Source organism: Sinorhizobium sp. RAC02, assembly GCF_001713395.1.
GTDB lineage: Bacteria > Pseudomonadota > Alphaproteobacteria > Rhizobiales > Rhizobiaceae > Shinella.
This window is the reverse complement of record NZ_CP016452.1, coordinates 519,034-533,290: the sequence shown is the minus strand read 5'-3', so window position 1 is coordinate 533,290 and position 14,257 is coordinate 519,034. Positions and strand designations below refer to the sequence as shown.

Sequence of the window (14,257 nt, the reverse complement as noted above, 5' to 3'; positions counted from 1 at the left end):
GATAGGCGACCTCGTGTTTCCGGTTCGTCAGAGAACGTGATTGGCAGACCATTGCTCAAGAATGGCCCCGTACGGTTTGATGAAGTGCTCCTCGGCGAACTTCCCCTGCTCAATCGCCAGCCGGCTACGTTCTGCTCGGTCGTAGACAATCCGGGTCAACGAGTAGTCCTGGTGCTTCAGGCTCGGCTGATAGCAGGCGCCCGCCGCGGCATCACCGTTCCAAAGCCCAGGAACTTGCGCCGTGGCGGGTGATAGTAGCCCTGGGCATAGCTCTAGCCGGTGGTCGCCCAATCTCCCCGCCCGTCATTCACCTTTACCGTCGTCACCGTCGGAAGCGCGAACGGCATGTAGGGGTTGTCCCAGGTCGTCGACGGCTTGTAATCGACGGAAACCTCAGCACCCTCCGGCGTCTTGATCGTATCAAGAAGGTTTGCCATGCTCGTTGTGATTCGGCGTCACAGACAGAATCACAGCAGATTCACACGGCGCAATAGCCGGCAGACGAAGTGGTTAATTGAAAGCGAAGCCGGATAGGTACCAACTCCGTTCTATCCAATGATGTCGAAATCCGCTGCTGTGACGACCAATCCCTTGTCCAGTAGTGCAAACTGGATTGCGCCGCCCTTCCCTGAACCGTCTGCATCGTACCAGAGCTTGCCGGTCTTCTTGTCGAAAATGACGCGGTCGGATTCATCATGCGCCCGGGCGCCAACATAGAAGGCATCAACTGCCAGGTCGCCAACTTTGCCGGCCTTACTGAAGATGTCGTCATCGAGCCAGATCGAATCGTCCTTAACGATGAAATCACCAATGGTGTCGATGTCGGTTGAGCGGAGTGCAGTGTCGAAAACGAACGTATCTTGGCCGGAACCGCCGATCAGCATGTCCTTGCCCAACCCGCCGTTCAGCGTATCATTGCCTGCCCCACCATTCAGAACGTTGTTTCCGCTATTGCCGAGAAGAGCATTGTTGCCTGCATTGCCAGTCCCCTTGATGCTGCCGGTTCCGGTCAAGATCAGACTTTCGACGGTGCCAAGCAATGTTTTAGAGGAGACCAGGCTATAGCTGATGGAGGAGCGCACGGTGTCCGTTCCTGTCGAACCGCTCGCGCCTTCATCAACGACGTCTCCGGCGTTGTCCACGTAGTAGGTGTCGTTACCCGCACCGCCGCGCATCGTGTCCACACCGGCTCCGCCGTTCAGGGCGTCGTTGCCGGCTCCGCCATCAAGCAGATCATTGCCAGCGCCGGTCTGGATGGTGTCATTGCCGCCAAGACCAAAAACGACATCATTCCTCGAAGCACCGCCTTCGCCGTCCGTGCTGCGACCGATTATGGCGTCGTTATGGTCCGTCGCCTCGAAACCCTCCACGCCAACGCCGGAATCGTCCTTCACAACGGTGCTGCTTGACGTCCACTTTTCTAGATTGAGCGTAATGGCGCTTGTCAGGTCGCGATAGCTCATGACGTCGAAGCCGAAGGCGCCATAGGCAAAGTCTGCGCCCTCTCCGACGACGAGGATGTCATTGCCCCCGTGCCCCCACAGAACGTTACTTTTGGCGTCCCCGTAGAGAACGTCGCCGAATGCCGATCCTTCGAGCCCTCGTATGTTGACGTATTTGTCTCCCGCGGCTTCGCCCGTATTGATTTTTGGGTTACTGAGTGATGCAACAACCGCCTTGCCGGCCCTGAAATACGACGCAAGATCGTAAGTATCAGCGGAAGCATTCACACCGCCGTCCAAAACGTCGGCGCCCGGGCCGCCTTCAAGAGAGTTGCGATAGTGATTTCCGATCAATCTGTCATTGTATCTGGAGCCAACCAGATTCACGATTCCGGAGAAAGTATCTCCTGCTGCATGGCCACCCGATGCGGTACTTTCTTTCAGGTTGATGGTGACCGCTGCATTGGAGGCGGCATAACCGGCCGTATCCCAATCCAGATCGTAGTCACCACCGATCAGCCTGTCCGCACCCGCTCCACCTTCGAGATAGTCGAGGTCCATGCCGCCTTTAAGGGTATCATTTCCGTCGCCGCCCAAAAGCGTATCGGCCTCGCTGCCACCGTCGAGCATGTCGTTGCCCTTGCCACCGATGAGGAAGTCCCACCCTTCCGCGCCGGACAAACGGTCAGCCCCAACGCCGCCGACCACGATATCGTCGCTACTGATCACTTCTCCTTTGTGAACAGATATGATGCGCGTACCACTATCCTGGAACACGTAGCTGGCGGTACCGGGTGCAAACCAGATGTCACGCCCTTTGCTTTCCCCGGTTACGGCGGTCAGAGCATCCGAGGGAGCAGATGTGCCGGTCACGAGTTTATAGCCCGCATTCTTCATAAAGCTGTCGAAGGTCAGCCGCAGCGTTTTGCCACCGGATGTATCGAGAACCTGAACCGTGTCGGCAAACACATCGATGGCGCCGGGAACATCAATGCCGGCATCCAGTCTGATGTCGATCGTCACCGTTTTCGTCTTGGTATTCTGCGCAAGAGAGACATCAGAAGCATCCACACTGACGCCGGCATGAGCCAGCGAGGCAAGGAAGCCGGACAGCCCGCCGTGGAAGTCTGACATGCTCGTCTTGGCGAGATTCAGCGCACCGGCCTGTGCGAGACTGATCGCCCATCCAGCAGCAAAGACCGTATTTGGCGCGCCGGTTATAAGCGCATTGATGACGTCCCGCTCGTTCAGATATTCTGCGTATTGTTCGGCAACAGCCATATCGCCGGAGAGCGTTGGTGTGTCCCTAGCGGAAGAGGTGGCGGCAGCGCGCTTGAGAAGCAGATCACCTCCGATCACCTGCGTGTCTTTTATGAAACCGGCAATCGCGCCGTCCACCATTTCCTCGGCGTTCGAAACCTGCTTGTCGTTGACGAAGAACGTCATCTTGTTCTTTCCATCGACGTCGATCCGCATTTGCTGCAGGACGCGAACGAGTGCGCCGCTATGAAGCCCGTACTTATCGACAACGGCGTCCGAGATATTCAGGCCACTGATGAGCGCATTCGCCAGATCGAAACCGCCGACCGTCTGAAGATAGGTCAAGCTGGCCTTATGAACGGCATCAGCCCAGGCGATGGTTGCCTTGTGCGGGAAGCCGTCCACGGACTCATACTGGGTTATGAGCTCAAGAAGCCCGCCCCGGTCGCCTGACAGCCCCGTTGTGAAGAAGAGGTCGATGGCGGCGTGGGGATCCGGCTTGTCTCCGAAGAGATTTCCAAGAAATGTGCCGATCAGTGTCCCGAAGAATGCGCCGACACCGGGCAGTAGAAAATTGCCAAACAACCCGAGCGACTGGCCCAGCGCACCAACGAGGGCGGAGGAGCCAAGTGCCGACCCCGCGATCGAGCCCAGGGAGCCGCCAACAGACCCTTCGATGGATTCAGCGGGGAGAATTTTGCCGGCCAATGAGGACCCGAAGAATGTGCCGATGGCCCCGGGCAGCACGCTCAGCGCATTGCTAAAGTCCGCGCCTGAGAGAATCGCCTTGTTCGCCGCGATATTGACAGCTGCCGTGTTCAGCACGCTTCCAGCATAAGCGCCAGCCGTGACGTTGAAGAGGTCCGCACCAAAGCCCTTGAGCCCGAGGGACTCCCCGAGTTCCGCCAGAAGGAACGATGACACGGTCCCCGCCGCCGCCGTTGCCAGATCGATTTTGACATCATCCAGCTGCCGAACAGCGGTACTGAGCGATTTGCCGAAATCGAGCTGCTCGCCGGTGAATCCATGAAAGCCGGCGTCCATGATCACTTCAGCAAGATTGCGCGTGACGACACCAAGTGCCGTGCCTGCTGCAAGCTGCGCAAATTGGCTTTTATCAGCGCTCAGCATCAAGCCGAGCTGAGTGCCGAATGCCTGCCCCATCGCGCCGACAGTGTCTATATAGAACTGACTGTCATTGTGCACGCGCCATCCGTTGGCAACATAGGTGTGATAGACTTCAACTTCGAAATTATACGTCAGCCATCCGCTTTTGATTTCAGGCGAGCAGGCGAAATTGCCAGCCGCTGGTTTCCAAGCGGCTTCAGCCACCTCGAACATGTGAGCGGTTTCTTCCGAATAGGTCAGCCGCTCGGCCTTTACGCACGCCATGTCCCCGCTCTCGGAAACGATCATGCCGCCGCGCTTGACGACACTTTCAATTGCTTCAAATCGTCCTTGCTCATTCAGGAATTCATGTCCGGGAGTGACGTACACCGCATTTCTATCAACGAAGTTATCACGGCAGGCTGGAATAAGCCGAAAGGCTGAATCAGCGTCCGCGGAGCTGGCTGGCCATGTCGTGAGTTTTAGCCACTCCTGCGTGACATTGCGGAAAAGACGCGAGACACAGGAAGGACTCAAATTGCCGGGGAAGCCAGAAGAGGCGCCCGTGAAGGCCATGACCTCATCCCCAGGCGATATCTGCTCAATGTTTTTTTCACTTCTATCAGCAAGCAGAATTTTTGTACCTGCTGGAAAGCAGAACTGAGGCGGCAGATTTCTGGGTTCTTGCCGGGCATCCCGCTGCCAACTGACATGTTCCTCACTAAACGTACCAGGGTGCCCCGTAAATTCCTTTGGCGGGCGAACCTCTCTGTCGCCCAAATATAGCTTGCCATTTCGATGAACAATAGTTTCACCGCCGTTGACGGCGCCAACAACTAGACGCTCGAAATCCATGGAAGATGAATCTATGCCATTTTCCCGAGCGTATTTTGCTATTTTTACGCCAACTGCGTTGTTATAAAGATCAGCGTATGTTGAATCCAGGCTTCCACCAAATACAATCTCCCGCGCGTTACCGAGAAGTTTCGCCCTTAATCCCCCAAACTCCGCAGCCAGCGCGGCCGATGTCATTGTATGGGCGTAGGAATTGGCGGTAGCTCCATGCCATGAGTACACCTTCTCCAACTGTAACGTTCTGTCAGAAACTCCCAGCGCCATGATTTGCGCCATCACTATATCATAGTATATTGATTCAGCCATTTTGGCACTTACCTTACAGTTGAGCAGCGCTCGCTTTCGTCAATATCCCCCTCAAAGGGGATCTCGGCCCCAACTTCCAGCAAGCCAATTACCTTGTATTCACGGCGCACGACGGTTTGCCATGCAGGAAAAAATGTTTGCCTAAAGCTGAAATACAATGATGCAAATCTACCGTTATGATGTTCACTTACAGAATAGAACGAATTTGTTATCTGGTAACAAATCCGATCTCCACTTCTATAATGTTTCCTCATACATGAAGAATTCCGGCAAATAGCGTTTTCTCCAATTAATATAATTGCAAAAAGCGACACAAGAAAAAATAATACAACGTGCCTTGCGGTTAATTGTGAGAAATATTTATTCATCTTGACTCGACCGCCGCAAGTCTATGGAAAGAACCACTCTCTTGACCAGGCCGGTTCGCCATTCCGCCACGGTCGAGGGAACGTCGTTTTTCATCTCAGGTACATTTTTCGTCCCCTCTTCTTTCGATACCATTGCGAAAAGCTCCACCGCGATCGGTTGAAGCGTGATGTCTGGCTTGCCGGCAGATCGTGATGACTCTTCCGGCGCGGGCTTTTCGGCGGGTGAATGCGCGTACGTGATATGGAACTGCCGAAGCATGATCGGCGGCATTACAAGCCGCTCGAGATCCTTAAGAGGAATTTCCCTGGTCGATCTGTTCTGTGTCATCAACCATACGATCTCCCCAAAAATTTCAGCCACCGTCTTGCTGGCGACCGGATCGTGCGTAAAGTCTCCGTCATTTCGTTCGCGATCGCTCATTCTCAGCTCCCGGTAGCGTCAGGTAGTTTGAATGGCTCCAAGCTCATCGGGTAATACATCAAGTTGTTGCCTATTCGGACGGAGAACGCATGGACCACGATTCTGTCAAGAACCTAATTCCGACCACTCTCAAAGTATGGAGTTACCGTGCGCCCCGCGATAGCGCCACCCATTTTCTCTGTAAACGGGATCGGGAGTGCATGGGTGAGCGCGTCCAGGGCTGAACTGGCAAATTTTTCACGGTCATCCGAGCCGACGCCCGTCGCATGGATCCACGCCAAGCGCGGAGGAGCGATCAACGTGCCATCACGTTTTAATCGGAACCTCAACATCACGCGCATGTGTCCAAGGCTCGCGGGCGGCCGCCAGCACGCGTATATCGCGGAGAACATCTCGTCGAGAGTGGCCACTTGGCTAGCTCCTCGACAAACATCCTGCCCAGCGTACAGCGGATCAGCGGTCGCCATATGCAACAGAACGGAGGCGATACCCAAAGAGAGTGGTTTCATAAAGCTCAGCCCACGTGACGGTGACGATGGGCGATTACGTCGCATATCATTTGCGACAAGAAAATAAGCACATATACCTAATCTGCGAGTTTCAGCAGCGTTTGATCCATTTTTCATTTCGCGGTGACACACAAAATCCAGCGCGGCAAATTGTTCGCAAACAACTTTTCGCGGTCTAATACGCCTCCTCGCTGATCAAAACCCATTGGCCCATTCTCTGCGTCCGATGGACATGATGCGCCATGGCTGGCTTTCGAGCTTTCGCCAGGCATCGCAGCAATGATCGACAATGTCGTCGTAGGATTTAAAGACTCGGTTCGAGAGCCAGTTGTCCCGCATAAAGTGCCAGAGGTTTTCGACCGGGTTCAACTCGGGCGATTTCGGCGGCAACGGCAAGATTGTGATGTTGCCGGGCACGACGAGATTGTTGGACATGTGCCAGCCTGCCTGATCCATGATGAGGATGGCGTGTGCGTCCTGATCGACATGGCGTGCGATTTCGGCCAGATGCTGGGTCATTGCGTGGGTGTCACACCATGGCATGACCAGCGCCGCCGCCTTGCCGAGCTTCGGGCAGATTGCGCCGATGATGTATGCTGATCTTGTGCGCTGATCGTGCGGCGCGGACGGCCGCGTTCCGCGCTTGGCCCAACGGCGCGTGATCTTGTTCTTTTGGCCGATACGGGCCTCATCCTCGAACCAAATCTCTATCCGTTTTCCTTGGGCGGCTCCGGCGGCAATCTCTGCCACTGCGGCGGGGAAGCTTTTTTAAAATCCTCAATGGCTTGAGGGTCTTGCGCGTGATGTTTGGGCCGGGCAGCCAGCTTGCGATAGCCCATGGCCCGGACTTCACGGCTCAGCGTTTGCTCGCTCACCGAAACGCGAAACTCTTCCCAAAGCCATTGCGCCAGATCGCACAGACGCCAACGAACAACGCCGTCGAGATAGGGCGTCGGCCCACGCTCGATGGCCTGTGCCAGGGCCGCACGCTGTGATCGTTTAACCGCGACCGCTGACCGGCAGCCTTGCCATTGATCAGGCCCTGGGGACCGCGTTCGTTGAACCGCATGACCCAGTCCCGAACGATCTGGAGCGTGACATTGCCGAGACGGGCGGCATCGGAACGCGAGCCTCCATCGTAGATCGAGGCGAGTGCCAACAACCGTCGTACCTGGGCTGCATCCTTCGTCTGCCGCGCCAGCCGCCGCAGACCTTCTCCATAAAAATCGTCACGTAATGAAATCCCTGATCGCATCGCAAACCTCCGGCTTGCGCCAGAGATTCAGATTCATTGCGTTTTGGGAAGGCCAATGAGTCGAGGTTAGCGAGGCGGCGTATTAATCGCCTATTTCTTCGAACCGGTAGTAAAGGCACTACAAGATAGCTTCTGCGAACGGTAAGGGTTCGGTGAAGATAAAGACTTTTGAAGGCAAAGTTCATTGCAGCGCTTCGACGAGGTGCGCGCGATGTTGCAATGTCTCTTTTACGGAGAAGAGACGCCCCGTAGTAGGTAATAGTCCCAATTGCGCGACCAACTAAATCTGATTCCACGGCATACATAGCGATTTGCTGGCCCACAATCCAACCTATCGTCAATTCATCGACGGGATAGCGCGTACGGACGATTGAGAATCGGGCGGGGCGAGCGTCCATCGCGTATCCGAAACGCGATGGACATTCGGTCTCAAAACTCGGGCGGCAAGTGATCTCGAACCGGTCGACATGTTTAACTTTTGGATCTCCCCTATTTTGATCGTCGGTTAGAGGCCTTTGGAACGCCTCGCGATCTCGAGACCGATGGCATTGCCAAGTTATTTAAGCCGATCATTTGGATTGCGGTTCGGCATGAAGATGCCTTGCTCATTACCTCGGCTGAAGGGGTTTCGCTTTCCGCGTGAGATCGTCGCCTATGCGGTCTGGGCCTACCGCCGTTTTGCCCTGAACACTGCGGATGTTGAGGATCTGCTCGCGGAGCGCGGGGTCATCGTCAGTCGGGAGACTGTTCAGCTCTGGGTCAACCGCTTTGGTCGTCATTTTGCCGATTGCATCCGTAGGGATCGACCAAACCCTAGTGACAAGTAGCACATGGATGAGGCCGCCATCACGATTGGCGGCAAGAAGTTCTGGCTCTGGCGCGCCATTAATGCCAATGGCGATGTTCTCGATATCCTGGTTCAGGCTCGCCGCGACAGCAGGGCTGCCTGACGCTTCTTCTCCAGACTGGTCAGGCAGTTTGGTCAGCCGCGCGTGGTCGTGACGGACAAACTGGGCAGCTACATGGGCCGATCCAGGCCATCGCTCCGGATGCCGATCATCGGGAGCACAAGGGGCTGAACAACCGAATTGAAAACTCCCACCGGCAGACCCGAAAACGCGAGAAGATCATGGGTCGGTTCAAGTCGACGCGACAGGCACAGCGCTTTCTGTCGGCCCACGATCAAATCAACAGGATCTTCCGCCCCCGCCGCTACACTCTGACCGCCATCGCACACCGCCACGCGCGGGCTGATGCCATCAGCCTGTGGGCTGAGTATGCCGCTGAAATGACAGTCTGAAACTGGCGACACGGCGTCGATCGCACCCAAGGCTAAACAACTTGGCAATGTCCCATTGGCACCAGCAGCCGATTGGCAAACACCGCCGCTGGTCTGCCCCAGTTCGTCCGCACAACCCGCTTGGGTGAGCGCGATTGCCAGACGTCATTGCCACAGTCACTCTCCCTGCTGGATACTCAGCGGGTAACGTTTTGGATGATGGATGGAGGTGGAGATGTTGATCGGGCGGTTGGCGGTGTTGAAGGCGATCTGGTCGAGCGTGAGCACTGCCGTGTTTGGCTCCATCTTCAACAACTCCTCTTCTTCCCGATCCGGGTAACGTGCGCTGATGGTCGTCTGGCCGCGCGTCGGACGCTGATCGTAACGCTCACGCAGCTCAGCATACAAAGAGCGGTTGCCGTTCGACCAGTCCAGATCAAGCATGCCTGGGCAGATCGCCGGCTGCAGCCAATCGTACTGGATAACCACCGGAACGCCATCGAGCGTTCGCAGCCGCTTGAGCAAAATCACGTCGGCGGAGGCCGGCAAATAGAGGGCGCGAGTGACTTCTGGGGGCGCTGCGTAAATCTTTGCTTCCAGCGTGCGGCTTCCCGGCACCATGCCCTTTGCGATCGCGTTGGCCGTGAAACTCGTCAGCAGGTGGAGTTCGAAGCCCTCCTGCCGCTCCGTAACATAAAAGCCCTTGCCGGGTTGGCTCTGCAGGTGACCCTCCTGAACGAGTTCGAGCAGCGCCTGACGAATTGTAATACGGCTGACATCATAGACCGCGACCAATTCGCGCTCGGAGGGCAGCTTCGCGTTCGGTGCGATCACGCCATCCTGAACAAGATCGAGGATCGCCTGCTTCACCTGACGATAAAGCGGCTGGTGATCGCCGCGGTCCAGCGGTCTGAGACGCACCCGGTCCATGAGCGCCTCGTCAACAGTCATTCTACCTGCAGCCATCGTTCCCACCAGCTTGTGATGTTGCTACTGCTGCACCAAACGATGTTCAAAAGCAATGCGCCATCTTGACATGTCTGGATATGACCAGTTAGCATTCTCCGACTTGAAATGTATGAGGTGACGGATGAAGCTCACTCTTATCGGCGGTGGCGGCGTCAGGGCGCCGCTTTTTGTAGCCTCGGCGCTGCGCAGGGCAGAACGTACCGGCCTAACAGAAATCTGCCTGCATGATGTCGAGCAGACGAAGCTGGATATATTCGGCGGCCTGGCGCGCGAGATCGGTATGCGCATGCAGTCACCTGTCAGGATTACCGCCACCACTGAAGCCGAAAGGGCGCTGGAAGGCGCACGTTACGTCGTGACCACGGTGCGGCCCGGCGGCGAGGATGGCCGCGTCAAGGATGAACGCATCGCCCTTTCCCATGGCGTTCTGGGCCAAGAGACGACAGGCCCAGGCGGCTTCGCCATGGCGCTGCGCTCCATTCCGGTCATCACGGATTATGCATGCCTGCTCAAAAAGGTAAGCCCCGATGCATGGCTCTTCAACTTCACCAACCCCGCCGGCCTCGTGGCGCAGGCACTTTCGGATGCCGGCTTCGACCGCGTCGTTGGCATCTGCGACGGCGCCAACGCCGCCCAGGAAGCGGTCGCCCAGAAGCTCGGCGTCGCGGTTCGCGAGGTCCAGACCGAGGTCTTCGGCCTTAACCATCTTTCCTATACCCGCGCCGCTAGGGTCGGCGGAACGGAAGTGCTGCAGGGGCTTCTTGACGACGACGTCTTCTTGGCCGAAACGGCGCAGCGCATCTTCGATCCGGCGCTCATCCGCCGCCACCGGCTGTGGCTGAACGAATATCTCTATTATTTTTACTATGCGGAAAAGGCGCTCGGCGACATCCAGGCCGACGCCCGCACCCGCGGCGAGGAGGTGCGAGACCTCAACCGGGCGCTCATCGAACAGCTATCCGGGATCGGCGTCGGTCGCGACCCCGACGCGGCGCTCGCCGCCTACTTTGCCTATGAGCAGCGCCGCGAGGCGACCTACATGCACTATGCCCGACCGGAAGCGCCAAGTATGGAGGATGCCGACAAGGCGATCCGCTCCGTCACCGCCCATGCGGCCGATGGCGTGGGCGAGGGCTATGCCGGCGTCGCACTCAACATCATCGACGCGATGGAATCGGGCGCTGAGTGCCATATTGGCCTCAATGTCCGCAACGGCGAGGCTATCGACGGTCTGCGGCCGGACGACGTGGTCGAGGTGAGCTGCGTTGTCGACGCCAAAGGCATCCGGCCGAAGAAGATCGGCACGATGCCCGACAGTCCGGCCCAACTCGTCCACAATATCAAGCGCTACGAACGGCTGGCCGTCACTGCCATTTCCGAGCGGCGCAAGGACCTTGCAGTCGAGGCGCTGATCGCCCATCCGCTCGTCCTGTCCTATTCGCGGGCCGAACCGCTGGTGGACGAATATATCGCTGCGCACAGCGCATTTGCGGGGGAATGGCGATAATGCTTGCCCGACAGGAAAGAGCCTTCCCCTATGACGTCGTTCTGGCGGGGGAATATTACTTCGACCTGATATTCTCGGGCCTCGGCGAAATGCCGCGGCTTGGGGCGGATGTATGGTCGGAAGGCTTCGATGCCATCCCGGGCGCCAATTTTACGACGGCGCGCGCGCTGTCACTACTCAACACGCGCACGGGCTGGTGGTGCGAGACCGGCAGCGACCTCTTTAGTAGCCTGATGATCGGCGCTGCGGAGAAGGAAGGCATGGACACGTCCCTCTTCCAGCGCCGCGACGAAAACCGCATCCGCGTCAGCGCCGCCTTTTCCATGGCCGGCGATCGCGGCTTCATTAGCCGCTTCGACGGCGACGAGACGCTGCCTGCGCCGGAGATGCTGGAGCGCCTGCGGCCCCGTGTTCTGCTCATCCAGGGCCTGACCTGCCGCAGGGAGCTAGCCGCGCTTTTCGCCTTTGCCCGCGCGCAAGGCATCTATTGCTGCTTCGATTGCCAGCATGTCGACGAGGCGCTCGATGAGGCAAACCTTGTCGATATCCTGACCAGCACTGACTGCTTCCTGCTTAATGACACGGAAGCCGCGCGGCTGACGGGTCGTACCGGCTTCGAAGCGCTCGACGTCCTTGGAAGGTTCGCCCCCCTCGTGGTCCTGAAGCGGGGCGCACAGGGTGCCGCCCTTCTCCACCGGGGCGAAGGTGTTCTGGAACGGCCGGCGCCGGTCGTCGAGGTCATCGACACCACCGGCGCCGGCGACAGCTTCAACGCCGGCTTCGTTTACGGTCTGCTGCAGGGCTGGACGCTCGAAAAGATACTCGATGCCGCAATTCATTGCGGCTCAGCCGCAGTCACGGACCATGGCGGCAAGGCCTTGCCGGACGAAGCGGACCTGCTGCGCCGGGTGCAAGGCGACGAGAGGCAACACGACATCCTCAATCGCAAACCGGGAGATATGCAATGAAACGTCGTGAATTTCTTGGCGCGGGAGCTGCGGCCATCGGCGCCATCGGCCTCGCCCCCCGCTTCGCCTTCGCCGATGACGGCACGGTGGAAGTCATCGTCGGCAGCGACCAGAACCTTGCCGACTTCTGGTCGAACATCGTCGTTCCCGCCCTTCAGCAGGAACTGCCAGACCTCGCCGTCAACGTCACGGTGTCCGACGGCAATTCCGGCATGATGGCGCTTGCCGACCGCGCGCTCGCGGCGCTGAAGACTGACAGCGATCCGCAGGTCGACGTTATGGAAGCCTTCAACCCGCGCAACACAGTGGGCGGCATCGAGGCGGGCCTCTGGCTCGATTTCTCCAAGGCCGGTCTTTCCAATTTCGACAAGCTGAGCAAGCTTGCAGTCGATACGCCCTTCGGCCTGCCCTATCGCGGCTCGCAGGTGGTTATGGCCTACGATTCCAACAAGATCGCCACTCCGCCGAAGACCTGGGAAGAACTGACCGCCTGGATCAAGGCCAATCCCGGCCAGTTCATCTACAATCGTCCCGACAAGGGGGGCTCGGGCGGCAATTTCGTGCGCCGCGCCATCCACGAGGCGAACGGCCGCGACCCCTCGCTGTTCACCACTGAGAACTTCTCTAAGGAGCTGGCAGACAAGATGCTTCCGGGCGCATGGGAGATCCTGACGGATCTGGCGCCCTCGCTCTATCAGGGAGGCTCCTACACGGCCGGCAACACACCTTCGCTCCAGCTCCTGATGTCCGGCGTCGTCTCGATGGTGCCGACCTGGTCGGACCAGGCGCTTTCCGGCCTAAAATCCGGCGAACTGCCGCCGCATATCAAGCTGGCGCAGTTGCAGGATCTGGCTTTCGTCGGCGGTTTTGCCTATTGCACCATCCCGAGCAACGCCACGCACCGGGAATCGGCGACAAAACTTGCCAACGTGCTGATCTCCCCCGCCGTGCAGGAGCAGATCGTCGAGCAGGTCGCCGGCTTCCCCTCGATCGAGTGGAGCCACCTTTCGGAGGAAATCCGCAAGGCCAATGCCGATATCATCCCGACGTCGATCCCGGCCTTCCCGGACGGCGCATGGGAAGCAGCCGTCAACGACGGCTGGTATCGCAACGTCGCGCCGACCGTGGCACGCGACTAATTACGGAGCGCCGGCTGTGGGACGCGAAAGCGCATTTGCTCGAAACCTTCGGGGCCTGATGCTGATCGGGCCTCCCCTGGTGGTCATGGCCTGCCTGCTGCTCTACCCTGCCGGCGTTTCCATCGTGCGGACGTTCCAGGAGGTGGGAGCGGACGGCTCTGTCTCCTGGACGCTTTCCCGCTACCATCGGTTCTTCACCGATCCTTACAGTCTCGCCAACTACCTGCGCACCGTCTGGACGACGGCCGTGACGCTGGCGGTGCTGGTCGTGATCTGCCTGCCGATCGCGATCTACCTGCATTTCACCCGCAGCCGGCTCGCCGCCGTCGTGCAGGCTCTGGCGCTGTTTCCGATGTTCGTGCCAGGCATCATCGTCGCCTATGCGCTGATCCGCTACATCGGTCCGAACGGGCTGCTGCAGACGATGCTGGAAACCGTGGGCCTCACATTCTACAGGTCGCCCTACCTGACGCCTTGGGGGCCGGTCATCGGCCTCGTCTGGGATCATATGCCGCTGACCCTGCTAATCCTCACCGCCGGCATGGCCAAGGTCTCACAGGAAGCCATCGAGGCGGCGCGCGACGTGGGCGCGGGATATGTGACGATCTTCCTGCACATCGTCCTGCCGCTGGTGAAGGATTCGCTCCTGGTCGTCGTTGCACTCAACGTCATCAGCCTGTTCGGCTCCTTCGTCATCCCGTACATGCTAGGCCCGGCCTCGCCGGAAATGATGGGGCCCTACATGCTCAGGACATTCGCCGAGGTGCGCGAACCCGATTTCGCCGCCGCCCAGGCCGTCGTGACGTTCCTGACCTGCTCGGTCTTCGGCATTCTTTATGTCGCCATGCTGACGAAACGCGAGGACGTGTGAC

The 14,257-nt window shown here is 58.3% G+C and carries 9 protein-coding genes and 4 pseudogenes; 5 read left to right on the top strand and 8 right to left on the bottom strand.

Features of this window, described 5'->3' with window-relative positions:
- Nucleotides 1-27: 27 nt before the first annotated feature.
- From BSY16_RS23645 to BSY16_RS31660, 7 genes and pseudogenes are all read right to left on the bottom strand, one after another.
- Nucleotides 28-204: pseudogene (locus tag BSY16_RS23645) on the bottom strand (putative oxygenase MesX); the annotation flags it as partial.
- A pseudogene (locus BSY16_RS33305) lies at nt 177-239 on the bottom strand (hypothetical protein); the annotation flags it as partial. The pseudogenes BSY16_RS33305 and BSY16_RS23645, both read right to left, overlap by 28 nt.
- A 33-nt stretch (nt 240-272) precedes the next feature.
- A complete protein-coding gene (locus BSY16_RS31665; protein ID WP_083243092.1) occupies nt 273-437 on the bottom strand; it encodes a hypothetical protein in 165 nt (54 codons plus the stop codon).
- Nucleotides 438-548: 111 nt separating this feature from the next.
- Nucleotides 549-4,940: a hypothetical protein gene (locus tag BSY16_RS23640; RefSeq protein ID WP_171902477.1), complete on the bottom strand. Its 4,392-nt coding sequence runs from the start codon at nt 4,938-4,940 to the stop codon at nt 549-551.
- A 390-nt stretch (nt 4,941-5,330) separates the two neighbouring features.
- A complete protein-coding gene (locus BSY16_RS23635; RefSeq protein WP_069062275.1) occupies nt 5,331-5,759 on the bottom strand; it encodes a toxin-activating lysine-acyltransferase in 429 nt (142 codons plus the stop codon).
- A gap of 113 nt (nt 5,760-5,872) precedes the next feature.
- Nucleotides 5,873-6,151: a UCP034077 family protein gene (locus tag BSY16_RS33300; RefSeq protein ID WP_502696029.1), complete on the bottom strand. Its 279-nt coding sequence runs from the start codon at nt 6,149-6,151 to the stop codon at nt 5,873-5,875.
- A 312-nt stretch (nt 6,152-6,463) separates the two neighbouring features.
- Nucleotides 6,464-7,523, bottom strand: a pseudogene (locus tag BSY16_RS31660) (IS630 family transposase).
- Nucleotides 7,524-8,113: 590 nt separating this feature from the next.
- Between BSY16_RS31660 and BSY16_RS23615 the strand changes: the two are divergent.
- A pseudogene (locus BSY16_RS23615) lies at nt 8,114-8,823 on the top strand (IS6 family transposase).
- 156 nt (nt 8,824-8,979) lie between these two features.
- Here BSY16_RS23615 and BSY16_RS23610 read toward each other — a convergent pair.
- Nucleotides 8,980-9,753: a GntR family transcriptional regulator gene (locus tag BSY16_RS23610; RefSeq protein ID WP_353652397.1), complete on the bottom strand. Its 774-nt coding sequence runs from the start codon at nt 9,751-9,753 to the stop codon at nt 8,980-8,982.
- Between the two features lie 139 nt (nt 9,754-9,892).
- On the opposite strand from BSY16_RS23610, the gene BSY16_RS23605 reads away from it, so the two are divergent.
- Genes BSY16_RS23605 through BSY16_RS23590 form a run of 4 tightly spaced genes read left to right on the top strand, consistent with a single transcriptional unit; the run spans nt 9,893 to nt 14,256 of the window.
- A complete protein-coding gene (locus tag BSY16_RS23605; RefSeq protein ID WP_069062272.1) occupies nt 9,893-11,278 on the top strand; it encodes a family 4 glycosyl hydrolase in 1,386 nt (461 codons plus the stop codon).
- Entirely contained in the window at nt 11,278-12,246 is a 969-nt protein-coding gene (locus BSY16_RS23600) for a carbohydrate kinase family protein (protein WP_069062271.1), read from the top strand. The genes BSY16_RS23605 and BSY16_RS23600 overlap by 1 nt, the downstream gene beginning before the upstream one ends.
- Nucleotides 12,243-13,385 (top strand): extracellular solute-binding protein, encoded by a 1,143-nt coding sequence (locus BSY16_RS23595; protein ID WP_069062270.1) that lies wholly within the window; start codon nt 12,243-12,245, stop codon nt 13,383-13,385. The genes BSY16_RS23600 and BSY16_RS23595 overlap by 4 nt, the downstream gene beginning before the upstream one ends.
- A gap of 58 nt (nt 13,386-13,443) precedes the next feature.
- Nucleotides 13,444-14,256, top strand: a complete 813-nt coding sequence (locus tag BSY16_RS23590) for an ABC transporter permease (protein WP_150130121.1) — start codon at nt 13,444-13,446, stop codon at nt 14,254-14,256.
- Nucleotide 14,257 lies beyond the last annotated feature (1 nt).